18 protein-coding genes are annotated in these 24,454 nt (G+C 61.2%); 12 read left to right on the plus strand and 6 right to left on the minus strand.

Annotated features, from left to right (window positions below; translation table 11 throughout):
- From Q390_RS0108745 to Q390_RS0108785, 9 genes are all read left to right on the plus strand, one after another.
- Window positions 1-281: integrase core domain-containing protein (locus Q390_RS0108745; protein WP_027995718.1), on the plus strand; the 281-nt coding region annotated here is incomplete at its 5' end.
- 376 nt (window positions 282-657) lie between these two features.
- Window positions 658-2,481, plus strand: a complete 1,824-nt coding sequence (locus Q390_RS20515) for a methyl-accepting chemotaxis protein (RefSeq protein ID WP_281174779.1) — start codon at window positions 658-660, stop codon at window positions 2,479-2,481.
- A 162-nt stretch (window positions 2,482-2,643) separates the two neighbouring features.
- Complete coding sequence (locus Q390_RS0108755) at window positions 2,644-3,267, plus strand: TetR/AcrR family transcriptional regulator (RefSeq protein ID WP_027995720.1); 624 nt, start codon at window positions 2,644-2,646, stop codon at window positions 3,265-3,267.
- Window positions 3,268-3,358: 91 nt separating this feature from the next.
- Window positions 3,359-4,522, plus strand: a complete 1,164-nt coding sequence (locus Q390_RS0108760) for an iron-containing alcohol dehydrogenase (protein WP_027995721.1) — start codon at window positions 3,359-3,361, stop codon at window positions 4,520-4,522.
- A gap of 45 nt (window positions 4,523-4,567) precedes the next feature.
- Window positions 4,568-5,602 carry an NADP-dependent oxidoreductase gene (locus tag Q390_RS0108765; RefSeq protein WP_027995722.1) on the plus strand — a complete coding sequence of 345 codons (1,035 nt, stop codon included), beginning with the start codon at window positions 4,568-4,570 and terminating at the stop codon, window positions 5,600-5,602.
- A 35-nt stretch (window positions 5,603-5,637) separates the two neighbouring features.
- Window positions 5,638-6,321 carry a type 1 glutamine amidotransferase domain-containing protein gene (locus Q390_RS0108770; protein WP_027995723.1) on the plus strand — a complete coding sequence of 228 codons (684 nt, stop codon included), beginning with the start codon at window positions 5,638-5,640 and terminating at the stop codon, window positions 6,319-6,321.
- A gap of 74 nt (window positions 6,322-6,395) precedes the next feature.
- On the plus strand, window positions 6,396-7,667 hold the full coding sequence (locus Q390_RS0108775) for a multidrug effflux MFS transporter (protein WP_027995724.1): 1,272 nt from the start codon (window positions 6,396-6,398) through the stop codon (window positions 7,665-7,667).
- Window positions 7,654-8,673, plus strand: coding sequence for a tRNA (adenosine(37)-N6)-dimethylallyltransferase MiaA (miaA, locus tag Q390_RS0108780; RefSeq protein WP_051603141.1), 1,020 nt, complete (start codon window positions 7,654-7,656; stop codon window positions 8,671-8,673). Before Q390_RS0108775 ends, miaA begins: the two co-directional genes overlap by 14 nt.
- A gap of 2 nt (window positions 8,674-8,675) precedes the next feature.
- Entirely contained in the window at window positions 8,676-9,335 is a 660-nt protein-coding gene (locus Q390_RS0108785; RefSeq protein WP_027995726.1) for an ABC transporter ATP-binding protein, read from the plus strand.
- A gap of 88 nt (window positions 9,336-9,423) precedes the next feature.
- On the opposite strand, the gene Q390_RS19500 is transcribed toward Q390_RS0108785, so the two are convergent.
- Complete coding sequence (locus tag Q390_RS19500) at window positions 9,424-13,464, minus strand: trypsin-like serine protease (RefSeq protein ID WP_169737270.1); 4,041 nt, start codon at window positions 13,462-13,464, stop codon at window positions 9,424-9,426.
- Between the two features lie 149 nt (window positions 13,465-13,613).
- Here Q390_RS19500 and Q390_RS0108800 point away from each other — a divergent pair, with 149 nt between their 5' ends.
- Together Q390_RS0108800 and Q390_RS0108805 are read left to right on the plus strand one after the other, a co-directional pair.
- On the plus strand, window positions 13,614-16,250 hold the full coding sequence (locus tag Q390_RS0108800) for an ABC transporter permease (protein WP_027995727.1): 2,637 nt from the start codon (window positions 13,614-13,616) through the stop codon (window positions 16,248-16,250).
- Window positions 16,251-16,253: 3 nt separating this feature from the next.
- A complete protein-coding gene (locus tag Q390_RS0108805; RefSeq protein WP_037472594.1) occupies window positions 16,254-17,384 on the plus strand; it encodes a lipocalin-like domain-containing protein in 1,131 nt (376 codons plus the stop codon).
- 87 nt (window positions 17,385-17,471) lie between these two features.
- Here the strand turns inward: Q390_RS0108805 and Q390_RS0108810 are convergent, their stop codons facing one another.
- From Q390_RS0108810 to Q390_RS0108830, 5 genes are all read right to left on the minus strand, one after another.
- Entirely contained in the window at window positions 17,472-18,467 is a 996-nt protein-coding gene (locus Q390_RS0108810; RefSeq protein ID WP_027995729.1) for a branched-chain amino acid ABC transporter permease, read from the minus strand.
- A gap of 21 nt (window positions 18,468-18,488) precedes the next feature.
- Window positions 18,489-19,373, minus strand: a complete 885-nt coding sequence (locus Q390_RS0108815) for a branched-chain amino acid ABC transporter permease (protein WP_027995730.1) — start codon at window positions 19,371-19,373, stop codon at window positions 18,489-18,491.
- Between the two features lie 103 nt (window positions 19,374-19,476).
- Entirely contained in the window at window positions 19,477-20,673 is a 1,197-nt protein-coding gene (locus Q390_RS0108820) for an ABC transporter substrate-binding protein (protein WP_027995731.1), read from the minus strand.
- 75 nt (window positions 20,674-20,748) lie between these two features.
- Window positions 20,749-21,474 (minus strand): ABC transporter ATP-binding protein, encoded by a 726-nt coding sequence (locus tag Q390_RS0108825; RefSeq protein ID WP_027995732.1) that lies wholly within the window; start codon window positions 21,472-21,474, stop codon window positions 20,749-20,751.
- Window position 21,475: 1 nt separating this feature from the next.
- Window positions 21,476-22,246 carry an ABC transporter ATP-binding protein gene (locus Q390_RS0108830; protein ID WP_027995733.1) on the minus strand — a complete coding sequence of 257 codons (771 nt, stop codon included), beginning with the start codon at window positions 22,244-22,246 and terminating at the stop codon, window positions 21,476-21,478.
- Window positions 22,247-22,486: 240 nt separating this feature from the next.
- On the opposite strand from Q390_RS0108830, the gene Q390_RS0108835 reads away from it, so the two are divergent.
- Complete coding sequence (locus Q390_RS0108835) at window positions 22,487-24,313, plus strand: ABC transporter transmembrane domain-containing protein (protein ID WP_027995734.1); 1,827 nt, start codon at window positions 22,487-22,489, stop codon at window positions 24,311-24,313.
- Window positions 24,314-24,454 lie beyond the last annotated feature (141 nt).

A 24,454-nucleotide genomic window follows, 5' to 3' on the forward strand; every position in this document is an offset into this window, starting at 1 on the left:
AGGCGCTGCTGGCCCGCCACAGCTTGGTCGGCAGCATGAGCCGTAAGGGCAACTGCTGGGACAACGCGGTGATGGAGCGCTTCTTCCTGAGCCTCAAGACGGAGCGGGTCTGGCAGCGCGACTACGCCAACCACGCCGAGGCCATGATGGACATCGCCGACTGCATCATAGGTTTCTACAACAGCGTGCGGCTGCACTCCAAACTGGGCAACTTGCCACCCAATGCCTTCGAGCAGCAATCGGCAATCAAACAACCTATCGTTGTGTCCGAAAAAACTTGACCAGCACAGTTTGATCAAGCACACTTATTCGTGATTCCTGAGCGGCTCAGCGAACGCTCCTACCCTCGGGTCGTCAAACGTCGGCCTATGAAATATCCAACAAAAATGCCAGTCAGCTCTTAACTGACTGGCATGAGACTTCGGCCCTCTTTTTTTGCCTAGGCACAGGCGGCGGCGCACCCAAGGCCTTTCAGTTTCCAGACGCTGGCCGCCTGGCAGGCGCAAGCAACTCGCCAGTTCCATTGGCTTCAATGGATACAAATTGTCAAGCACAATCCTCCATTTTTCTGATTTTCGCCAGCAACAGCCAGATGAGGCTCTGGCGCCAAGTTTTTCATCACTGACCAAGAGACATACACACATGGCGTTTTCAAATATGAAGGTAGGCGTTCGCCTGGGGCTGGGGTTTATGTTGATGATTCTGGCCGGTCTGGCCGTGGCCATTTTGGGTCGCATTGCGCTGGGCTCGATTGATGATGAGATGCACCTGCTGGTCTCGGACCGCATGGTCAAGGTGGGGCAGCTGAATCAGGTAAAAAATAATCTCAACCAGGTCGCACGCTCCATACGCAACATGATCCTGTCGAACGACGACCAGGATATGCAAACCGAAAAGCAACGCATCGAGACCACGCGAGCCCAAAACACCACGCTGCTGGAGCAACTCAACACCACCATCCAGACCGCTGAAGGCCGCCAGCTGCTGCAAAAAGTAATGCAGATTCGCCCTTCTTACAACACCAGCACCGACAAAACTATAGCTTTTGCCTTGGCGCACTCCAACGAGGAGGCCAGCATCGTTTTGAGGAAAGAAACCCAGCCGATACTGGGCAATTATTTGCAAGCCCTGGACGACACCATCAAGCTGCAAGAAAAATTGATGAACGACGCTGCCCAGGACGTGCAAGCCAGCACCAGCTGGACCGGCAAGTTGCTGTTGGCCATTGCCAGCGCTGCTGCGCTGATAGGTGCAATCATTGCGTGGACGCTGACGCGCTCCATCACGCGCCAACTCGGTGGCGAGCCCGACTACACCACCCAGGTGGTGCATGAGATTGCCGCTGGCAACCTGGCGGTTGACATCCACACCCGCTCCGGCGACACCACCAGCTTGCTGGCCCAGATCAAGGGCATGCGCGACAGCTTGGCCAAAGTAGTCGCCCATGTGCGTGAAAGTTCGGAAGCCGTGGCCTCGGCCAGTACGCAGATTTCCGAGGGCAACAACGACCTGTCGGGCCGCACCGAAGAGCAGGCCAGCGCCCTGCAGCAGACGGCGGCCTCCATGGAGCAGCTCAGCTCCACTGTCAAGCAAAACGCCGACAACGCGCGCCAAGCCAATCAGCTGGCCCAAAGCGCCAGCACCGTGGCTCTGCAAGGCGGCGACGTGGTAGCCCAGGTGGTGGACACCATGAAGGGCATCAATGATTCGAGCAAGAAAATCGCTGACATCATCAGCGTGATCGATGGCATTGCCTTCCAGACCAACATCTTGGCACTCAACGCTGCCGTGGAAGCCGCCCGTGCGGGTGAGCAGGGGCGCGGCTTTGCCGTCGTCGCCAGCGAGGTGCGCAGTCTGGCCGGACGCTCAGCGGACGCAGCCAAAGAGATCAAGCAATTGATCACCGACAGCGTCGATCGCGTGGAACAAGGCTCCACCCTGGTCGGCCAGGCGGGCGTGACGATGAGTGAGGTGGTCAGCAGCATCCGCCGCGTCACCGACATCATGGGCGAGATCAGCGCCGCCAGCTCCGAGCAAAGCGCTGGCGTCTCGCAGGTGGGCGAAGCCGTGACGCAAATGGACCAAACCACGCAGCAAAACGCCGCCCTAGTGGAAGAAATGGCCGCTGCCGCGTCCAGCCTGAGCAGCCAGGCACGGGATCTGGTGCAGACGGTCGCGGTGTTCAAGCTGGGTGCCGACTACGCCGTCAGCACCGTACGCGCGCCGCGCACCAGTCCTCACATCACCCCACCTGCTCCCTCACGCACAAAGCCTGCCCCCATCCGGCACAGTGCACACACCCTGCCTGCAGCCGCACCAGCGGGGCTCGCAGCCCCTGGCGCCCAGGCCCGTACCGCCAAGGCCGCGCCGCGCAGCACCTCGCCCGCACCCAAGGCCGCACCCCATAAAGCCCTGCCGCACAACGCCTCCAGCACGTCCAGTGCCAAAGCGGACAACATGGACGATTGGGAGAGTTTTTAACTCTGTCCTTTGGTCACTGCTACCACCCCAAAAAAAGGAGCTTCGGCTCCTTTTCGTTTTTCATTCCGCACGCGGCAAGCACCAAGCCATGTCCCTTGCATCGCCGGGGCTTTGGCCAATCCGCCACTAGACGACCGGTCTATTTAAATCATAATCACCTCCATGCTGACTGCACAACCCACCGCCAGACACCACATCCTCGACTGCGGCGAGCGCCTGATTGCGCACAAGGGGTTTGTCAGCGTCGGCCTGGCGGAAATCCTCGCCGTGGCGGGCGTGCCCAAAGGCTCTTTCTACCATTACTTCAGCTCCAAAGAACGCTTTGGCAAAGAGTTGCTGACGCGTTACATCGCCACCTACCTGGACCGCCTGGAGCACCTGCTGCGTGCTGACGGCAGCCCGGCCCGCAGCCGTCTGATGCGCTATTGGTCTTACTGGAACCTCTCGCAGTGCAGCACCAGCACGCCGGACTGCGGCGCACAGGACAGCGGCAACAAATGCCTGATCGTCAAGCTCAGCGCCGAAGTGGCCGACATCTCCGAGGGTATGCGCCTGGCACTGCGGGATGGCACCGAACAGGTGGTACAGCGCCTGGCCCAATGCCTGGAAGAAGCCCGCACCGACGGCTCCGTGCCTGCCGCTCTGGTCGCCCAGGATATGGCCCTGACACTGTACGAACTGTGGTTGGGCGCCAGCCTGCTGGCCAAGCTGCGCCGCGATGGCAGCGCATTCGACCATGCCCTGCGCAGCACCGAGTTGCTGCTCGGCGCGCCGCCCAACCCCTAAGACCTGCTGCCTGCTCTTAGTATCTGCATTTGTCTATTGACTAGCCGACCGGTCTATTTTTACTTTCCCTTTCACTCCCCCAGCAACTACTATGCAAAATTTTGACTTTCACAACCCCACCCGCATCGTTTTTGGCAAGAACCGCATTGCAGATCTGAACAAGCTGGTGCCTGCTGATGCCAAGGTACTGATCTTGGTCGGTGGCAGCAGCGCCGAGAAAACCGGCACGCTGGCCGAAGTGCGCCAAGCACTGGGAGGACGCACGCACGCCACTTTCAGCGGCATCGAACCCAACCCCAGTTACGAGACGGCGATGCAAGCAGTGCAACAGGTACGCGACGGCGGCCACGATTTTTTGCTAGCCGTGGGCGGCGGCTCGGTGATCGATGCAGTCAAATTTATTGCCGCCGCTGCACTGTTCGAGGGCGATGATGCTTGGCACATCATGGAAAAAGGCGGGCGCAACATCACCCAAGCGCTGCCATTTGGCACGGTGCTGACGCTGCCAGCCACCGGCTCGGAGATGAACAACGGCGGCGTCATCACACGCCGCGATATCGGCGCCAAACTGCCCTTCAGCAGCCGTTACTGCTATCCGCTGTTTTCAGTGCTCGACCCAACCAAGACCTACACCCTGCCGCCCCAGCAGTTGGCTAATGGCGTAGTCGATGCCTTTGTCCACACCGTCGAGCAGTACCTGACCTACCCGGTCGATGGCCGCGTACAAGACCGTTTTGCCGAGGGCATTTTGCAAACCCTGGTCGAAATTGGCCCGCGCCTGCTGACCGCTACCGAGCCCGACTACGACGACCGTGCCAACTTGGTGTGGGCCGCTACCATGGCGCTCAACGGCCTGATTGGCGCCGGCGTGCCGCAAGACTGGTCCACGCACATGATTGGCCACGAACTCACTGCCCTGTATGGCATTGATCACGCCCGCACCCTGGCCCTCGTGCTGCCAGCCCTGCTGCACGAGCGCCGTGCACAAAAGCAGGCCAAGCTGCTGCAATACGGCGAGCGTGTCTGGGGCATCACCAGCGGCAGCAACGAAGAACGCATGGATGCCGCTATTGCGCACACGCGTAGTTTCTTTGAAGCCATGGGGATTCCCACCCGCCTGAGCGACTATGGCTTGGGCGCTGACGCCATCGACAGCGTCATCCACCAGTTGCAAGCCCATGGCATGACCCAACTGAGCGAACACCGCGACCTGACCCCGGCCATCAGCCGCAAGGTGCTCGAAGGCGCGCTGTAAGCAACGCCCTTGCGCAGCCCACCCTCACCGAACCAAGGCATCCCCATGGCACAAAACTCCACCACCAACCGCCAGATCCTGCTGGCTTCGCGCCCCGTGGGCGCGCCCACAGCCCAAAACTTTGCGCTGGCACAACCCGCCATCCCGGTGGCCAGGGCTGGCCAGGTGCTGCTGCGCACCGTGTATCTGTCGCTGGACCCCTACATGCGTGGCCGCATGAGCGACGCCGCCAGCTACGCCGCCCCCGCCGCGCTGAATGAGCCCATGGTCGGCGCCACCGTGTGCCGTGTGGCCGCCAGCCAGCATCCCGACTATGCCGAGGGCGACTGGGTGCTAGCCTACACCGGCTGGCAGGATTACGCCCTGTCGGACGGCACGGGTCTGACCAAGCTGGACGCCAACCTAGCGCACCCATCCTATGCGCTCGGTGTGCTGGGTATGCCCGGGTTTACGGCTTACATGGGCCTGCTCGACAGCGGTGCGCCCAAGGCGGGTGAAACGGTGGTGGTGGCCGCTGCCACCGGCGCCGTCGGCTCGGTGGTGGGGCAAATCGCCAAGCTCAAGGGCTGCCGCGTGGTCGGCATTGCCGGCAGCGCGGACAAATGCCGCTCAGCGGTGGAGGAGTTGGGCTTTGACGCCTGCATTGACCACCACAGCCCCGACCTAGCAGCCCAGCTGGAAGCAGCCTGCCCACAGGGCATTGACGTGTATTTTGAAAACGTCGGTGGCAAGGTGTTCGATGCCGTACTGCCGCTGCTCAACACCAGCGCGCGCGTGCCGGTGTGCGGCCTGATCTCCCAGTACAACGCCACCGCCCTGCCGGACGGCCCTGACCGTACTCCGCTGCTGATGCGCACCCTGCTGAGCAAGCGCATTCACATGCAGGGCTTCATCATCTTTGACGACTACGGCCACCGCTACCCCGAGTTCGTCAAAGACATGGGTGAATGGCTGACACAAGGAAAGATCCAATTCCGCGAAGATATTGTGGACAGCCTGGAAAACGCGCCGCAAGCCTTCATCGGTCTGCTCGAAGGCAAGAACTTCGGCAAGCTGGTGGTGCGCGTGGCCAATGACTGAACGATCTTCCCACCTCTGATAGAAAGACACATCCCATGACCAAAAAAATCTTGATGGTGCTGACCTCGCACAGCGACCTGGGTAACACGGGCAAAAAAACCGGCTTCTGGCTGGAAGAATTTGCTGCGCCGTACTACGTATTCCTCGATGCCGGCGCCGCCATCACGCTGGCTTCGCCCCAGGGCGGTCAGCCACCGCTCGACCCCAAGAGCGACGCACCCGACGCACAGACCGACGCCACCCGCCGCTTCAAATCGGACGCCGCAGCCCAAAAAGCATTGGCGCACACACACACACTGGCTGCGGTGGCGGCAGGCGACTTTGACGCGGTGTTCTACCCTGGCGGCCACGGCCCCTTGTGGGACCTGGCCGAGGATAAAAGCTCGCTTGCACTGATCGAGCAACTGCTGGCCGCCGGCAAGCCGGTGGCTGCGGTGTGCCACGCGCCCGGCGTGCTGCGCCACGCCAAGACCGCCGATGGCACATCGGTGGTGCGCGGCAAGCAAGTCACCGGCTTCACCAATACCGAGGAAGAGGCTTCTGGCCTGACCGATGTGGTGCCGTTTCTGGTCGAGGACATGCTCAAGAAGAACGGCGGCCAGTACTCCAAGGCGGGCGATTGGCAGCCGCATGTGCTGACCGACGGTCTGCTGATCACCGGCCAAAACCCGGCTTCATCTGAACCAGCGGCCCAGGCGCTGCTGAAAAAACTCGGCTGACAGGCGCGGCCGCACCCCACAGTGGCCGTGCGACGCGGCCGTAGGACGCACCGGCCTCTGGTACGCTCAATCCGATGTCTGTCCCTTCCACTCCTTCTGCGTCTGCCACTCCACTTTCACCCACCGCTGCGGGCGCCGATGGTCCCAGCAGCATCGCGCCCGGCATGGCCATTCTGGTGCTCACGCTGCTGCTAAGCATCCAGCCGGTCACTACCGACCTGTACCTGCCCGCCCTGCCAGCACTGACACGCAGCCTGGGCGCACCGGTGGCTGCCGGACAACTCACCCTGAGCGCGTTGCTGCTGGCTTTTGGTAGCTCGCAATTGGTGTGGGGTCCGCTGGCCGACCGCTTTGGCCGCCGCCCGGTGATGTTGACTGGCCTGTGCCTCTACACCTTGGCCTCCCTCGGCAGTGCCTGGGCGCCCACCATGGCGCTGCTGATTGCCTGGCGCATTGCCCAAGGCGCCGCGATGGGCGCGGTGGTGATGTGCGCCCGCGCCATCGTCCGCGATCTCTACACACCACTGACCGGCGCACGCGCCATGTCGAAAGCGCTCACCGGGTTGGGCATCGTCGCCTGCCTGTGCGCCCCGCTGGGCGGGCTGCTGACCGAGTGGCTGGGCTGGCGTGCTGCCCTGCTGGCACTCACCGCCTATGCGCTGATCACCCTGACGCTGGTCGCCTTGCGTCTGCCAGAAACGCATCCACAAAAGAACCCCCGCGCCCTGCAACCAGCCACGCTGGTGCGCACCTGGATCACCGTGCTGCGCCACCCGACGTTCTGGGCGTTTTCGCTGTTGACCACGGCCAGTTACGGCGGGCTGTTCACGTTTCTGGCAGCCTCGTCGTTTGTCTTTATCGAAGTGCTCGGGCTGACGCGCACACAGTACGGCTGGGTACTGCTGTCGAGCGCGCTGGCCTACTTTGTCGGCACCTTTGTCTGCCGCTTCCTGCTGACACGCCACGGCCTGCGCCACACGGTAGCGCTGGCGGGCGGATTGAGCGTGGCCGGCGGCACGCTACTGACCGTGGTCGCCGCCCTGGGCTGGCACCAGCCGTGGGCGCTGTTGCTGCCGTTTTATCTGTTCATGCTCGGCCACGGCATCCACCAGCCGTGCGGACAAACCGGCGCGGTCGGGCCATTTCCGCAAGCGGCCGGCGTAGCCTCGGCACTGAACGGTTTCATGATGATGCTGGCCGCTTTTGCCATGGGTGGCTGGGTCGGGCGGCACCTGGACGGGACGGTGTGGCCGCTGGTCTACGGCGTGTGGTTCTGGTCGCTGGTGCTGGGCGCTGTCGCCTGGATTTTGGTGCCCCGGTTTGGAGAACCCCGTGAAAACGACTGAAGAACAAGCCCACGCCCTGCCCTGCCTGGCGATTGCCGGCCCTACCGCCTCGGGCAAAACGGCTGGAGCGCTGGCCGTCGCCGCCGTGCTCGCGCGGCGCCTGCCGGTGGAAATCATCAGCGTTGATTCAGCTCTGGTGTACCGCAGCATGGACATCGGCAGCGCCAAACCGACGCCGCTGGAACGCGCCGCCGTGCCGCACCACCTGATCGACCTCCGCGACCCGCTGCACGCCTACAGCGCGGCCGAGTTTGTACGCGACGCCACACAACTGATCACTGAGATCCGCGCCCGTGGCGCACTGCCGCTGCTGGTGGGCGGCACCATGCTGTATTTCAAGGCGCTAATGGATGGCATCGACGACATGCCCGCCGCCGACCCCGGCGTGCGCGCACAGATTGAGGCACAGGCGCAACAGCGCGGCTGGCCGGCCTTGCACGCCGAGCTGGCGCAGATAGACCCAACCACCGCAGCACGGCTGGCGCCCGCTGACAGCCAGCGCATTCAGCGCGCACTGGAAGTGTGGCAAGTCTCAGGACGCCCCTTATCCAGCTTTCACACTACAAAAAAAATAGCTAATAGCGCACGCCCCATATGCGTTAGAGACCTATTTTGCTTAGAACCACAAAACCGCAGCTGGCTGCACGAACGCATCGCACTGCGCTTTGACACCATGCTGGACCAAGGTTTTATCGACGAAGTACGCCACCTGCGCGCGCGCGGCGACCTGCACCCTGACTTGCCATCGATGCGCTGCGTCGGTTACCGCCAGGCGTGGCAGGCGCTAGACACCCAAGCAGCCGCCGGGCCGGGCGCGCCACTGGATGTGGCAGAACTGCGGGAGCGCGGCACCATCGCCACGCGCCAGCTGGCCAAGCGCCAAGTCACTTGGCTGCGCAGTATGGAGGGGCGCCAAGTGATTGCTTGTGACGCGCCCGACGCCACGGTGCAGCTGGTGCAGGCCGTGCTGCAACGGCTGGAGACAGGCTTGGTCGCAAAGGCATAAAGATGCAAACGAACACGCTGCACGTTACCGCGCTGGGCAAGCACTACGGTAGCACCCCAGTGTTTACCAACGTCGATTTCAGCGTGCAGCCGGGTGAATTTGTTGCCATCGTCGGCGATTCCGGGGTGGGCAAATCCACCCTGCTCAACTGCCTAGCCGGATTGGACGAGTGGGACAGCGGCCGCATCGTGCAGGGCGATACCGATCTGGGAACGCTGGACGAAACCCAGCGCGCCCTGTGGCGGCGCGTGCAGGTCGGCTTTGTGTTCCAGGCCTTCCACGTCTTGCCGCACCTCGATGTAGCGCAAAACGTCGCCCTGCCACTGTTGCTGCTAGGCCGCCCCGATGCCGCACGGGTGCAGCACATGCTGGACGCAGTCGGCCTGGGCGATCTGGGTGCGCGCCTACCGCAGCAATTGAGCGGTGGCCAATTGCAACGCGTGGCGCTGGCGCGGGCGCTGGTACACCGCCCAGCCCTGCTGCTGGCCGACGAGCCGACCGGCAACCTCGACCCTGGCACCGCAGCGCGCACCATGGACTTGCTGCTGGCACAAACGCGCGAACAAGGCGCCGCGCTGGTGCTGGTCACGCACTCGGCCAGTGCAGCCGCACGCGCCGACCGGGTACTGCGCCTGACAGCGCAGGGCATGGGCCCGGCCTGATGCGGACTAGAAAAAAGCCCCCACAGCTTGTAATACAAGCGCTGAGGGCTATTTAAACCATAGCACCATCCGCTATGGCGCTGCTTTTTTAAAAGCGGGCGGCGTACTCTGAGGAGCGCAGCAGACTGTCAATCAGCTCCAAGACCCTAGAAGGTTCAGCCTGGATGTCCACAAGCCACTGGGAGTGCTCCATGCTATGGGGCACCCGTCGCAACATACCCACGTATGTGATGGTGACAAGCTGCGAGTTGGCACTGGCTTGCTGGTTTTCGGTGGATTCGGAAAAGCCCAACATCACCTCGCCACGCGGCATGCCATCAGCCAAGCGCCCCACCCAGTAAGCGTAGCCTTCAGGCTCTGGGTCACGACCCAACACATTTTGGTACACGCGGGTAATAAAACCGGTATTGCTCAGCTGTCCATAGGTCGCAATAAATTCACTCGATTGAGCGAAGGCGTCAGATACCTTCACTAAATTCAAGCCGGTGCTGCTGCGGGGGTACATGCTGTTAAACCAATACATCAACCCCTCGTAATCAGGCAGGCGTTTGAAGTAGGCGGTGTACAACCGCACGATGGGATCAAGGCGGCCTCGGAATGCATCCGACTTCATGAGTGACTCCACGACCTGTGCACGCGTGGTAGTACCGAATTTGAGCCGATTGACCCAATCATCCAAGCTGACAGCATCCGGCGTAAGACCCAAGAAGTCTCGATACTGCTGTGTGACGAAATTCGCTGGGTCAGACAGGGGATCAAAGCCGTTGGTACTGAAATTCGCTGTCACGCTAAGCGCGCTGTCCAAAGTCACGGTACAACTGTCGTCAGTACCGCTGCAAGCACCACCCCAGCCAGCAAAGTTGCTGCCGTTACTGGCTTGGGCACGTAACGTGATGGTGGTGTTGGTGTCCACTGTGGCCAGGCAGGAATCGCCGCAATTCAGCAGCGGAGCGCCCAGGGCCAGTTGGGTCTGCGTTTGCAGCCAAGGCTGATAGTTGGCAACCCGCGTGTAAACACCAGGGTAGTCAGGTGAAGCACAGCCCTCCCCCCAACTGACGATGCCTGCCAGTACATGACCACCTTGGCCATTGGACACCACCAGAGGACCACCGCTGTCACCTTGGCAGGAATCTTTGCCGCCTTGCTTGTAGCCGGCGCAGATCATGTTGCTCGACAATTGACTGCTGGGGTAGGCAGATTGGTTAGCACAATCACTGCTGCTGATCAGTGGGACTTGCGCCTGCATCAACACCGTCGATACGCTACCGCCTGGGCTGGTAGTGCCCCAACCGGTGACAGTAGCCAATGTGGTGGTAGCAGCCAGTTGCTGCTCTTGGGATGCTGACAGGGGCGCTATCGGGCGGATAGTGCTTGATAGTGGCAGCGGGCTAGACAGGCGCAGCAAAGCAATGTCGTTGTCGGTAGTAGCCGTCTCATAGGCATAGTGTTTGATCACGCGACTCACGCCGACTACCACACCGCCACTGTCCTTTTGCAGTGAACCGGCGCGCACCGTGACGTTGGCAGGACTGATGGTGCTATTTGCGTCATCTTCGATGCAATGTGCGGCTGTGAGCACCCATTGATCAGACACCAGGGTGCCGCCGCACAAGAAGCTGCCTTGCTGGGTAGTAATGTTCAGACGTACTTGCCAGGGCCATGCGCCAAGCTGTGCTGGCCCGCCACCGACGATAGTGGGACCAGACAAACCGGCAGGTGAAGGCATTTTTGCTGCCATGGTCGATGAGGAGGACTGCACTGTACCCTGGCCTGCGCCTGTTTTGGTCACGTTCAGCGTAGCCTTGGAACTGGGCATCCGGTAAGTTACGCGCAGCGTGATACCTCTGTAGGCCTCATACCCGTTGAGCAGGATGTAATAGTCGCCCGAACGGGGTGTTGTCAGACCACAGCTTTCTGCATTGCCTGAGTTGTTGGATTTGCAGTCATACGCTTTCAGGGTAGGTGGTGCACCAAATTTGACGTACAAGTCCGCATCACCCAGTCCGCCTGAAGTGGTCACGGCCAGATTAGTGGCGCCAGGAGGCAGCTGCACCACAAAATTAGCAGAGCCGCTAGCTGCATCTGAAAGGTTGGACAGGTGGAGGAGTGTGACCGCCTCAATTGCGCTGCTGCTGTTGAAGAGGGCCGTGACATTAGCGGTGCCGGTGCCTGCGGCGATATTGCATTGACTGGTACCGCTGCAAGCGCCACTCCAGCCCGCAAAGGTGCTACCCGCTGCCGGGGTGGCTGTCAAAACAAGGGGACTGGCGGATGGAAAGTTCGAGGAGATGCTACCGCAAGATACGTCACAGTAGAGGCCGGCAGGAGCGCTAGCTACAGTTCCCTTGCCCGATTTGCTCAATGCGACCAGTCGCATACCTCCTGTAATAGCAAAGCTGGCCGTCACGCTGCGTGCAGCGCTCATAGTGACAGTACAAGTGCTGGTTGTGCCGGTGCAGGCACCAGTCCAGCCCAGAAAAGAGCCACCGCCAGAAGCAACAGCGGTCAAAGTCACACTGCTATTGGTACTGAAAGTCGAAGAGCAGTTGGTGCCGCAATTCATACCGGCAGGAGCACTGGTCACGGTGCCATCGCCAGACTTGGTCACGGACAAGGTATAGCCACCGACGTTAATAACATCCAGAGCCTGCGACACTTGGATACGTGGCTTGGTCATGCCACTTCTCAGATCAGCCACTGACTTGCCTGTAACGACGAAGGCATTGAGCACCTCATCGACCGTAGCAGACGGTTTTTTCTGTTTCAAGACAGCCCATGCTCCTGCGACATGAGGCGTAGCCATGGAGGTACCAGAATAACTATCGTACGCGTTACCCACAATAGAAGAGTTAATCTCGGATCCTGGCGCCAAGAGGTTCAGGAACGATACCGAATTGGAGAAGCATGAAATATCGTCTGTAGCAGAGATACCTAAGTTGTTACCGAGGCAAGAATTGTCCAATCCTGCTTTAGCCCAAGTCGAACCCACACTAATGGCAGTGGAGATACAGCCCGGTGCAGCCATGGCATTGATGTAACCACCATTACCTGAAGCAATGATGGTGGCAATATTGGCAGCACGCAGGTTGTCAATCGCAACTTTGGTCGCCGCATTCTCACTATCGCAAGTTGGCTGGCTGGTATATTTCCCGCCCCCCAAACTCATGTTAACGGCAGCAATTGAGTAGGTATTACGCAACGCATAAACCCGCTCTAAAGCCATGATGATGTCAGAGTCATAGCTAGACACGCAGGGGGCTTGACCAACCCCACAGGCATCTTCCGTGCTGAACTTGGAGAATACCTGCATCGCAATGATGCTGGCATCTTTGGCAACACCCACAGGCGCATTGCTGGGTCCGCCGTTGCCCGCTACGATGCCTGCCACATGGGTACCATGCGAACAACTATCGATGCCGACGCAAGGCGCACCAGAGCCCACAGCCGTAGAGACCGCCACCCCACCAGGGCAAACGGAGGCAGCACCTTCGCGTACATCTGTGGTGGAAAAGCAGGCTTCTGCAATCACTTTATTTCTCAGAAATGGGTGGATTTTTTCTACCCCGGTATCTAGTACAGCCACTGCTTGCCCAGCACCGCTATAGCCACCGCTCGACGCCGTGTTGCCGCCAATATGTGGCACGCTGTTGAAAAGAGTGACGGGTAGTGCCTTGTCTTTCTGGATCGAAGTGATCTCAGGCATTTGCTGCAAAGTTTTCAAATCCTGTGCAGTCACCGACATGGCCAAGTACGGAATACTGGAAAAGCGCCGCACGGTGCTGTTTTGCTGTACTAATTGGGGCAGGCGCGCCAGCACTGCCGATTGCGCGCCGGCGATTTCATTGCGCTGCTGAACCACAGCAGTTGCAGGCAGCTTCCCCTCAGGCGCAAACGCGACACGGACACCAACAATTACGCGGACTGAGCCATTTGTTTGCGCAGTGCTTGCCAAGTCTTGCAAAGTTGCGCGCAACGCTGGCGACGATACCGCCGCTTGACCTATACCTACAGTTTCGCCCAGCACTTCTCTGTCTATGACAGCGGCGCTGGCGGCTGACAAGGCCAAACCCACTATCGCCACCACGATGGTGCACCGCAGAGTGTTCAAAATTCTCCATGAATTTTTCATGGGCCGTTCCTTTGTGTGTATTCGAAAAAATGCGGTGTGATCAGTGCTTCTCATGGCATAAAGCGCTGCGCTGAGCAAGTGTAGCTCGGTGTAACTTTGTCTCACCCGAGGTGAGATCGAAGCCGGGGCGGCGCGCCACAATAGGCGCCATGTGGGATTTGCTTCGCCTTTGGTCTGTACAGGAACTGCGCCACCACCCTTGGCGCAGCACAGCAGCCGTGTTTGCGGTGGTGTTGGGCGTGGCGCTGGCGTTTGCCGTGCACACCATCAATGCCTCGGCGCTGGGGGAGTTTGCCCAGGCGCTGCGCAGCGTCAGCGGCCAGCCGGACTTGCAATTGCGCGCCGCCCAGGGCAGTCTGGATGAAGCGCTGTTCGCTCGCCTGGCCACCCACCCGCAGGTGGCGCACGCCAGTCCGATACTCGATATATCGGTGCTGGCACTGCCGGCCCCGGCTGCCGGCAACGACGCCACAACGTCCGATACGGCTGGCACTCCCGCAATACCCATCGCACTGCGCCTGATCGGCGCCGATGCGTTGCTGCTGCCGCGCATGGCGCCCGACCTGATGCCACGCCCGTTTGCCTCCTTGGAGCCGGATCGTTTGGTGCTGTTCGCTCCTGCCACAGTATTTCTCAACGCTGCCGCGCAGCAGGCGCTGGGCCTGGGCGATACGCCGTCGCAGGCGCCACAACTGCTGCTGCAAGTCGGCTTGCAACGCCTGCAAGTGCGCGTGGCCGGTAGCGTGGCGGCAAGCGGCGCACCACTGGCGGTGATGGACATTGGCGCCGCACAAGACCTGCTCGGGCGCATCGGTGAACTCAGCCGCATTGACGTGCAGCTGCGCCCCGGCACCGTGCCCAGCCCCTTCCGCCAGTCCTTGCAGGACGCACCCGACTGGCCTGCCGGACTGATCTGGTCTGAGCCGGGCGACGCAGCGCAGAGCGTGCACCAACTATCACGCGCTTACCGCGTCAACTTGACGGTGCTGGCGCTGGTGGCGCTGTTCACTGGGGCCTATCTGGTGTTTTCGGTGCTGGCGCTGAGCGTGACGCAGCGCGCGCCGCAGTTTGCACTACTGGCGGTGCTGGGCGCCACGCCGCGCCAGCGCCTGTTGTTGGTGCTGACCGAGTCGCTGGTGTTAGGGCTGGTCGGCAGCGCCAGCGGTATTGCACTGGGCACGGCGCTGGCAGCGGGCGCGCTTCAACTGCTGGGCGGTGATTTGGGCGGCGGCTATTTTTCGGGTACGCAACCGGCGTTGCAGTTCAGCACAACGGCGGCGCTGATCTATGGCGCACTGGGCACCGGTGCGGCACTGCTGGGCGGCTGGTGGCCGGCGCGCACAGCGCAGGCGCTGCCGGCGGCGCAAACCCTGAAAAGCCTGGGGCTGAGCGACACGCGCCAGCCGTCGGGCCGCTGGGGCATGATTTTGATAGCTATCAGCGCTGGCCTGGTCTACGTTCCACCCATTTTTAGCATTCCTCTGGCAGCGTATGTGGCGATTGGCCTGGGGCTGGTCGGCGGCATTGCGCTGCTGCCCTGGGGTGTGGCACTGCTGCTGCGCGCCCTGCGGCCGCTGGTGCAGCAGCGCTTGCTGCCCCTGCTGGCCCTGGAACGCGCCCGGCGTGCACGCGGCACGGCGGCGGTGGCGGTCGGCGGGGTCGTGGCCAGTCTGAGTCTGGCGGTGGCACTGACGGTGATGGTGGGCAGCTTTCGCGGCTCGGTGATGGACTGGCTGGACGCGGTATTACCAGCACCACTGTACGTGCGCAGCGCCGGCGCGCGCAGCGGCGACACGCCGGCCTTCAGCGCGGCGCTGGTGCAGCGCATTGCGCAACTGGACGGTGTCGAGCGCGTGCAAGGCGCGCGCTATGTGCCGCTACTGCTGGCACCGACACGGCCGTCCCTCGTGCTGATCGCGCGGTTACTCACCAACGACCCAGCGCGCACCCTGCCGCTGGTGGCACCCGCCCTGCCAGTGCCGGCAGGCCGTATCGGCATTTATGTCAGCGAGGCTGTGGTGGACTTATGGAAAGTGGCGCCAGGGGAGAATTTTGCAGCGTTTTCTGAGTCTTTTAGGCCTCTAGCCCATACAAATCATGCGCTAGTAGCTTCTTTTTTTATAGCAGGGGTGTGGCGCGACTATGCCCGCCAGAGCGGTACAGTGGTGATGGATGCGGCTGACTACACGCGCCTGACGGGCGACGACCGCGCCAATGACTTGTCGCTGTGGCCACGCCAGGGCACGGATCTGGCGGCGCTGGAGCACGCCATCAGCACGCTGGTTGCGCCGGGGGTTTCAGAGACTTCAGCGCAAGGCTTGCTGGAATTTACCGCCGCCCAAACCATCCGCACGCGCTCACTGCAGATTTTTGACCGCAGCTTTGCCGTCACCTACTGGCTGCAGGCGGTCGCCATCGGCATTGGCCTGTTTGGCGTCGCCGCCAGCTTCAGCGCGCAGGTGCTGGCGCGGCGCAAGGAGTTTGGCCTACTGGCCCACCTGGGTCTGACGCGGCGGCAGATTTTGACGGTGGTCGCTGGCGAAGGCGTAGCTTGGACAACGGTGGGCGCGCTGGCTGGCGTGCTGCTCGGCTTGGCGGTATCGGTGGTGCTGGTGCATGTGGTGAATCCACAGAGCTTTCACTGGACGATGGATTTGCGCGTACCTTGGGAGCGTCTGCTGGCGCTGGCGCTGGCCGTGGTGGTGGCCGGCACCGCCACGGCTTGGCTGGCCGGGCGCGCCGCAGCGGGGCAGCAGGCAGTGCTGGCCGTGAAGGAAGATTGGTAAACCATGCACCGCACCCCATTGAATCTGTCCTCTCCGCTGCGCCGTCAATGGCTGTTGGGCAGCGCCGCCGTGGGTACGGCGCTGCTGAGCGGTTTGCCGCTGACAGCGCAGGCCTTGCCGCCGCGCCAGTTGCAGTTTCCACGCGACTTTGGTAGCCACCCCGATTTGCGCACCGAATGGTGGTACATCACCGGACTGGCGCTGGCTGGCGGTCGGCGCTGGGGGTTCCAGGTGACATTTTTTCGCTCACGCGTGCCGGCCACGCAAGGGCTGCGCTCAGCCTTTGCCGCGCGCCAGCTGATCTTTGCCCACGCCGCGCTGACCGACCTGCAGGCCGGGCGCATTGCCCATGACCAGCGCATTGCCCGCGCCGGCTTTGGCCTAGCACAGGCCAGTGACACCGACACGGCCGTGCAGCTACAAGACTGGTCCCTGGTGCGCAGCACGCAGGGCACTGGCAGCCGCTACACGGCGCAAGTGCAGGCCAATGATTTTGCTTTTGCGCTGCAATTCGACACCACCCAGCCAGTGCTGCTGCAAGGCAACAACGGCCTGTCGCGCAAAGGGCCGCAGGCTGAGCAGGCCAGCTACTACTACAGCCAGCCGCAGATGCAGGTCTCAGGCCGCCTGCAGCGCGGCAGCGAGCGCTTTGTTGTCGAACCGGCCAGCGCACCCGGCGACAACCGCGCTTGGCTAGACCATGAAGCCAGCGATGTGCTGATGAATCCGCAGGCTGTCGGCTGGGACTGGATTGGCATGAATCTGCACAATGGCAGCGCGCTGACTGCGTTTCGGCTCCGCCGCGCCGATGGCTCAACCCTGTGGGCCGGCGGCTCCATGCGGCCACCCGGCCAGGCAGCACGCATTTTTGGCGTGGAGGAAGTCATTTTTACGCCGCTGCGCCATTGGGTCAGCCCGCTGGAAGGCACGCGCTACCCGGTGCAGTGGCGCGTGGCGACGCCATCGGGCACGTTTGAAGTGCGCGCGCTGCTGGACAACCAGGAGCTGGACAGTCGCGCTTCGACCGGTGCGGTGTACTGGGAAGGGGTGTGCGAACTGCGTGACAGCGCCGGTGCCCTGCGCGGCCACGGTTATCTGGAGATGACCGGCTACACGCAAGCGCTGCGCCTGTAAAGCTGATGGGACAGACCGTAAAACGCCCCGCTGGCCTGTAAACCAGCGGGGCGTGAAAAATCTCCGACCGTCAGACCCCGGACGTTCTCAGGTTTTATGTCCGGCCCGCAAACGTGCCAGCCAAGCAATGATTTCGCCCATGATGCCGCGGCGGAAGGCCAGCACACAGATGACAAAAATCAGACCGGTCACGATGGTGACCGATTCGCCCAACGAGTGAAACCACTCGATACCCGAGATGCTGGCCAGCAACTCACCCAAGTCGCCAATCTTGTTTTCCAGTAGCACCACCACCGCCGAACCCACCAGCGGCCCCGACAAGGTACCCAGTCCGCCGACCAAGGTCATCAGCACCACGTGGCCAGAAGCCGACCAGTGCGCATCACTCAGGGTGGCAAAACCGAGCACCAGCGTTTTCAGCGAACCGGCCAAGCCCGACAGCGCGGCCGACAACACAAAGGCCAGCAGCTTGAAGCGGTTGGTGTCGTACCCCAGCGAGATGGCGCGCGCTTCGTTCTCCTTGATGGCCTTGAGCACCTGGCCGTAGGGCGAGTGGATGGTGCGCACAATCAGCAAGAAGGCGGCGACGACGACTGCCAGCACAACGTAGTACATGACCAGATCGCTTTGCAGATCCAGCACACCAAACAGCTTGCCGCGTGGCACCCCTTGCAAGCCATCTTCACCGCCGGTAAAGGGTGTCTGCAAGAATACGAAAAACAGCATCTGTGCCAGCGCCAGCGTGATCATGGTCGAATAAATGCCCTCACGGCGGATGGCAAAGAATCCGACCACCAGGCCCAGCAACGCACCACTGGCCGTACCCATCAGCAGGCCCACTTCGGGCGTGAAGCCCCACACTTTCATGGAGTGGCCAGCAGCGTAAGCGGCGCCGCCGAGAAAGGCAGCGTGGCCAAACGACAGCATGCCGGTGTAGCCGAGCAGCAGATTGAAGGCCGAAGCAAACAGTGCAAAGCACATCAGCTTCATGACAAAAACTGGGTAGGCACCCAGCGCGGGCGCCAGCAGCAAGCCGATGAACAGCAGGCTGTAGCCGATCGCCGTCAACCTTTGAGAATTCATGCGTGTCATATATGTGGCCCCTTATTTCTCTTTGCCGAACAGGCCGGCGGGGCGGATCAGAAGAACGATGACCATGACAGCGAACACCACCGTGGACGAGGCTTCTGGATAAAACACTTTGGTAAACCCTTCCACAATCCCCAGGCCCAGCCCGGTCAGGATGGAGCCCATGATGGAGCCCATGCCGCCAATCACCACCACGGCAAACACCACGATGATCAGGTTTTGTCCCATCAAGGGCGACACCTGGTACACCGGCGCCGCCAGCACGCCGGCAAAGGCGGCCAGTGCGACACCGAAGGCGTAAGTCAGCGTGATCATTACCGGCACGTTGATGCCGAAAGCTTCAACCAGGCGGGGATTTTCGGTACCGGCGCGCAAGTAAGCGCCCAGCTTGGTTTTCTCAATCACGTACCAGGTCGCCAGACACACTACCACCGACGCCACCACCACCCACATGCGGTAGTTGGGCAGCATCATGAAGCCCATGTTGGTCGCACCTTCGAGCAGCTCGGGCGTGTCGTAACCCAGCCCCGAGACGCCGTACATGGAGCGAAACAGCCCCTCGATCAGCATCGCCAGACCCAGCGTCAGCAGCAGACCATACAGATGATCTAGTTTGTAGATCCAGCGCAGCAGCAGGCGCTCGATCAGCACCCCGAACAAGCCCACCACCAGCGGCGCCAGAATCAGCATCCACCAGTAGCCGATGCCCAGGTAATTCATGGCCATCCAGGTCACTACCGCACCCATCATGAACAGCGCCCCATGGGCGAAGTTAATGACGTTGAGCAGGCCAAAAATGACCGCCAGCCCCAGGCTGAGGATGGCGTAAAACGAACCATTGACCAACCCGAGCAGGAGTTGGCTCAGCATGGCCGGTAGAGAGACACCAAAGATTTCCATGGGCGGCAGCAAAGAGTAAGGGGATCAGGTCATCAGACGGGAGGAAGGTTGATTTCCAGCCCAGCAGCGCCACTGCAGGCGCCCGCTGGTACTGAAATCTGAATTACTTCCAGAGAGCGCACTTGCTCTCAGCTTTGGTGGTGAAGATCTGTTCGCCAGGAATTTTCTTGACTACCTTGTAGTAGTCCCAAGGCTTGGTCGATTCGGCCGGCTTCTTCACTTCCATCAGGTACATGTCGTGGACGTAGCGACCATCCGGACGCAGGACGCCCGTCGCGTAGAAGTCGTTCATCTTCATGCCGCGCCAAGCGGTCATGACCTTATCGGCATCAATGCTCTTAGCGGCTTCCACGGCCTTGAGGTAATTCATCGTGGCCGAATAGTCGGCGGCTTGAATGGACGTCGGCATCCGCTTGGTCTTGGCGAAGAATCGATTGGCAAACTTGCGCGAATCGTCGTTCAGATCCCAGTACCAGCTGGTAGTCAGCTGCAGGCCGGCAGTGTTCTTCAGGCCCAGGCTGTGGATGTCGGTGATGAACATCAGCAGACCGGCCATCTTCATGGTCTTGTCAATACCGAACTCCTTGGCCGCCTTGATGGAGTTGATGGTGTCGCCACCCGCATTCGCCAGGCCCAGAATTTGCGCCTTGGAATTTTGTGCCTGCAACAGGAACGAGGAGAAGTCCGAGGCATTGAGTGGATGGCGCACCGAACCCACCACCGTACCGCCCTTGGCCTTGACGGCAGCCGCCGTGTCGGCTTCCAGCGCGTGGCCGAAGGCGTAGTCGGCTGTCAGAAAGAACCAGCTCTTGCCGCCGTTTTCGACAATCGCCGAGCCCGTGCCGCGTGCCAGGGCCACGGTGTCGTAGGCGTAGTGCACAGTGTAAGGTGAGCACTGTTCGTTGGTCAGTACCGACGAACCGGCGCCATTGTTGATATAAACGCGTTTTTTCTCAGCGGCAATCTTGGCCGATGCCAGAGCGGTACCCGAGTTGGTGCCGCCAAACAGCACCGTCAGGCCTTGGGTATCAATCCACTCACGCGCCTTGGAGGCGGCGATATCGGCCTTGTTCTGGTGGTCGGCGGTCAGCAGTTCGACCGGCATGCCCATGACCTTGCCGCCGAAGTCGTCGATGGCCATCTGGATCGCCACGGCGCCGTTTTTGCCTTCGATGTCAGCGTACAGGCTCGACATGTCGGTGATGAAACCGATCTTGACCTTTTCTTGCGCCTGGGCCGCTGTGGCCATCAGGCCTGCTGCGCTGAGCATCAGGGCGAGTGCGGTAAGTTTGTTTTTCATGGAGTCTCCTTGGGGTGTTTTTAGTAGACGAGGGAACAACGGGTACATAGGCCACTGCGATAGAGGTACAGCGCATCAGACGCCGAGCAATTGATTCAACACGGGCATTTTTTCTTGCAACTCACTGGCACCAAAGCGCTCAACGATGCGGCCGTGCTCCATCACATAAAAGCGGTCGGCCAGCGGCGCAGCAAAGCGGAAGTTCTGCTCGACCATGACCACCGTGTAGCCGCGCTCGCGCAGCATGGTGATCATCCGGGCCAGTGCCTGCACGATGACCGGTGCCAAGCCTTCGGAAATTTCATCGAGTAGCAGCAACTGCGCGCCAGTGCGCAGGATGCGTGCTACTGCCAGCATTTGCTGCTCACCGCCGGACAGGCGCGTTCCTTGGCTGTGGCGGCGCTCGGCCAGATTGGGGAACATGGCATAGATTTCTTCCACGCTCATGCCCTTTCTGCCGGTATTCAACACCGGCGGCAACAGCAGGTTTTCTTCACATGACAGGCTGGAGAAAATGCCGCGCTCTTCGGGGCAATAACCGACGCCCAGGTGCGCAATGCGGTGCGTGGCCATCGCAATGGTCTCTACCCCATTGATCTGCACGGAGCCACGGCGCGCGCCGGTCAGGCCCATGATGGCGCGCATGGTGGTGGTGCGCCCAGCGCCGTTGCGCCCGAGCAGCGTGACCACCTCCCCGGGCTGCACGACCATGTCAACGCCATGCAAAACGTGCGATTCGCCATACCAGGCTTCGAGGTTGCGGATTTCAAGTGCGGGGGTGTTGGAGGATGCCGTGGCCATATCAGTGGGCTCCCTGAAGTTGACCGTCTGTGGTACCCATATACGCTTCCATGACCTGGGGGTTGCTGGAGACTTCGGCGTACGGGCCTTCGGCCAGCACGGCGCCGCGCTGCAGCACGGTAATGCGATCGGCAATGGTGGACACCACCTTCATGTTGTGCTCGACCATCAAGATGGTGCGACCAACCGACACTTTCTTGATCAGCTGCGTGACCCGGTCCACGTCTTCATGGCCCATGCCCTGGGTGGGTTCGTCCAGCAGCATCAACTCAGGTTCCATGGCCAGGGTAGTGGCAATCTCCAACGCGCGCTTGCGGCCATACGGCAGGTTGACGGTGAGTTCGCCCGCCATGTCGGCCAAGCCCACCTCGGTCAGCAACTCCATGGCACGTGCGTCAAGCTGGTGCAAGCTGGCATCACTTTGCCAAAAATGAAACGCCGTGCCCAATTTGCGCTGCAGTCCGACGCGCACGTTTTCTATCAAGGTCAGGTGTGGAAACACCGCAGAGATCTGAAACGAGCGGATCACGCCCCGGCGTGCAATGGCTGCTGGCGACTCACGGGTGATGTCGGTGCCATTGAAACGGATCGTGCCCGACGTCGGCTCGAGAAATTTGGTCAGCAGGTTAAAGCACGTCGTTTTGCCGGCGCCATTGGGACCAATCAGTGCATGGATGGAGCCACGGCGCACCGACAGCGTTACATCACTGACAGCGGTAAAACCCTTGAACTCTTTGGTCAGGTGGGTGGTTTCGAGTATGAAGTCGCTCATTGCGCCTGGGCTGCTCCGTAGGAATGAAAACAAAGCGACTCCAAAGAGACGCCGCGCAGATATCTTGGCTGCTTTGTATGTTAAAGCGCATTTTGCCGATCAAAACCTGGGGCTTACGCCTATGTATAAATGCCTATTGCTCTCAAGTTTGACCCTTACCTCAACGCTGGCCTGCTCCAGCTTGCAAGTCACCGACACACCAAAGCACAGCCTCACCAAGCCGCCCTCTACACTGCAAGCATGGCTTCTTCCCACCCTTCTGCCGCACCGACCGCGCCGGCACGCTCGCTCAGTGGGCTCCTGCCTTTTTTGCATCCCTACCGCGGGCGCATTGCCGCAGCATTGCTGTTTTTAATCCTGGCTGCCTTGGCGACACTGGCCTTTCCCTTGGCACTGCGCACCCTGATTGACGCTGGCATGGGCACGAGTGCCGAGCGCAACGCCCAGGCCCTGGCACTGCGCGGTCGTTTTTCAACGCTGTTTGGCGTGGCTGTGGCGCTGGGCATTTTTTCAGCAGCACGTTTTTACATGGTCAGTTGGCTCGGCGAGCGCATCACCGCCGACCTGCGCAACGCCGTCTACACCCATGTACTGCGCCAAAGCCCCCAATTTTTCGAGACTACGCAAAGCGGCGAAGTGCTGTCGCGCCTGACCACCGACACCACGCTGGTGCAAACCGTCGTCGGCTCATCGCTATCGATGGGGCTGCGCAACGCTGTCATTGGCCTGGGCGCCCTGGTGATGCTGGTGTGGACCAACCCCTACACCATGGGCGTGGTGCTGCTGATGATGGTGGTGGTGGTGCTGCCTGGTATGTGGATTGGCCGGCGCGTGCGCCGCCTGTCGCGTACCAGCCAGGATTGCATTGCCGACTCCAGCGCCATCGCTGCTGAAATTTTGAATGCCGTCCCGGTGGTGCAAAGCTACACTGCCGAACCCCAGGAAGCAGCGCGTTTTGCCCGGGCCACCGAAAGCGCCTTTGCTGCCGCCGTGCGCCGCACCAGTGCACGCGCACTGTTAGTGGCGTTCATCATCATTGCCAATGCTGGCCTACTGCTGTGGGGCTTGTACCGGGGCACCGAAGCCGTGCTGGCTGGCCAGATGAGCGCCGGCCACCTGGGGCAAACCGTCGTCTATGTGGCGCTGCTGGCGGGCGCCGTGGCGGTACTGGGCGAAGTCTATGGGGATCTGCTGCGCGCCGCCGGTGCCACCGAGCGCCTGATGGAGTTGCTGGCCAGCGAATCGCCCGTCTCCTCGCCCGCGCACCCGACCGCCCTGCCCGTCACCGGCCACGGTCTGGCGGTGGCGTTTGAGCAGGTCAATTTTCACTATCCCTCGCGCCCGGGCGTGGCGGCGCTGCAGGATTTCTCGCTCACCCTGTCGCCCGGCGAAACCGTGGCACTGGTCGGGGCCAGCGGCGCCGGCAAGACCACCGTTTTTCAGTTGCTGCAACGCTTCTATGACGTGGACAACGCAGACGGCGCAGGCAGCGCCCCGCAGGGCCGTATCTACCTCAATGGCATCGACCTCCGCGCACTAGCCCTGCAGACGCTCCGCAGCCACATCGGCACCGTGCCACAAGATGCCGTGATTTTTTCTGCCAGCGCGCTGGACAACATCCGCTATGGCAATCCGCAGGCCAGCGACGCAGAGGTCAAGGTCGCCGCACAAGCAGCCTTTGCACACGATTTTTTGCAGGCCTTGCCAGAAGGCTATGCCACCTTTCTGGGTGAACGCGGAGTGCGCTTGTCCGGCGGCCAACGCCAGCGCATCGCCATCGCGCGCGCCCTCCTGAAGAATCCAGCCCTGTTGTTACTGGACGAAGCCACCAGCGCCCTCGACGCCGAAAGCGAGCGCATGGTGCAGGCCGCGCTGGATTCGGCCCTGCAACGCAGCACCGGCCAGCGCACTACGCTGGTCATCGCACACCGTCTGGCAACAGTAAAAAACGCCGACCGCATCGTCGTGCTGGAACATGGCCGCATCGTCGAGCAAGGGCGACATGAGGAATTGCTGGCATTGAACGGCGTGTATGCGCAGCTGGCTGCTCTGCAGTTCAGTGCCTGAGCAGCAAATCAGCTCGATCGACACTATTAAAAAATGAGCTATAACCGCTTGCAGAAAGGTAATTCGAGACTGTTTTGCATCTGAAAACCAATAAATACGTGCGGTATATGCTCACTTTTTTAATCACTGCTGCTGCCAATG

This window comes from Simplicispira psychrophila DSM 11588 (assembly GCF_000688255.1).
Classification (GTDB): domain Bacteria; phylum Pseudomonadota; class Gammaproteobacteria; order Burkholderiales; family Burkholderiaceae_C; genus Simplicispira; species Simplicispira psychrophila.

Excerpts from the sequence above, each read along its gene's own strand:
- Q390_RS20515 (WP_281174779.1), top strand. The coding sequence starts at position 658 with ATGAAGGTAGGCGTTCGCCTGGGGCTGGGGTTTATGTTGATGATTCTG.
- Q390_RS0108770 (WP_027995723.1), top strand. The coding sequence starts at position 5,638 with ATGACCAAAAAAATCTTGATGGTGCTGACCTCGCACAGCGACCTGGGT.
- Q390_RS0108760 (WP_027995721.1), top strand. The coding sequence starts at position 3,359 with ATGCAAAATTTTGACTTTCACAACCCCACCCGCATCGTTTTTGGCAAG.
- Q390_RS0108775 (WP_027995724.1), top strand. The coding sequence starts at position 6,396 with ATGTCTGTCCCTTCCACTCCTTCTGCGTCTGCCACTCCACTTTCACCC.
- Q390_RS0108815 (WP_027995730.1), bottom strand. The coding sequence starts at position 19,373 with ATGGAAATCTTTGGTGTCTCTCTACCGGCCATGCTGAGCCAACTCCTG.
- Q390_RS19500 (WP_169737270.1), bottom strand. The coding sequence starts at position 13,464 with ATGAAAAATTCATGGAGAATTTTGAACACTCTGCGGTGCACCATCGTG.
- Q390_RS0108755 (WP_027995720.1), top strand. The coding sequence starts at position 2,644 with ATGCTGACTGCACAACCCACCGCCAGACACCACATCCTCGACTGCGGC.
- Q390_RS0108785 (WP_027995726.1), top strand. The coding sequence starts at position 8,676 with ATGCAAACGAACACGCTGCACGTTACCGCGCTGGGCAAGCACTACGGT.
- Q390_RS0108805 (WP_037472594.1), top strand. The coding sequence starts at position 16,254 with ATGCACCGCACCCCATTGAATCTGTCCTCTCCGCTGCGCCGTCAATGG.
- Q390_RS0108825 (WP_027995732.1), bottom strand. The coding sequence starts at position 21,474 with ATGGCCACGGCATCCTCCAACACCCCCGCACTTGAAATCCGCAACCTC.
- Q390_RS0108820 (WP_027995731.1), bottom strand. The coding sequence starts at position 20,673 with ATGAAAAACAAACTTACCGCACTCGCCCTGATGCTCAGCGCAGCAGGC.
- Q390_RS0108765 (WP_027995722.1), top strand. The coding sequence starts at position 4,568 with ATGGCACAAAACTCCACCACCAACCGCCAGATCCTGCTGGCTTCGCGC.
- Q390_RS0108830 (WP_027995733.1), bottom strand. The coding sequence starts at position 22,246 with ATGAGCGACTTCATACTCGAAACCACCCACCTGACCAAAGAGTTCAAG.
- Q390_RS0108835 (WP_027995734.1), top strand. The coding sequence starts at position 22,487 with ATGGCTTCTTCCCACCCTTCTGCCGCACCGACCGCGCCGGCACGCTCG.
- Q390_RS0108810 (WP_027995729.1), bottom strand. The coding sequence starts at position 18,467 with ATGAATTCTCAAAGGTTGACGGCGATCGGCTACAGCCTGCTGTTCATC.
- Q390_RS0108800 (WP_027995727.1), top strand. The coding sequence starts at position 13,614 with ATGTGGGATTTGCTTCGCCTTTGGTCTGTACAGGAACTGCGCCACCAC.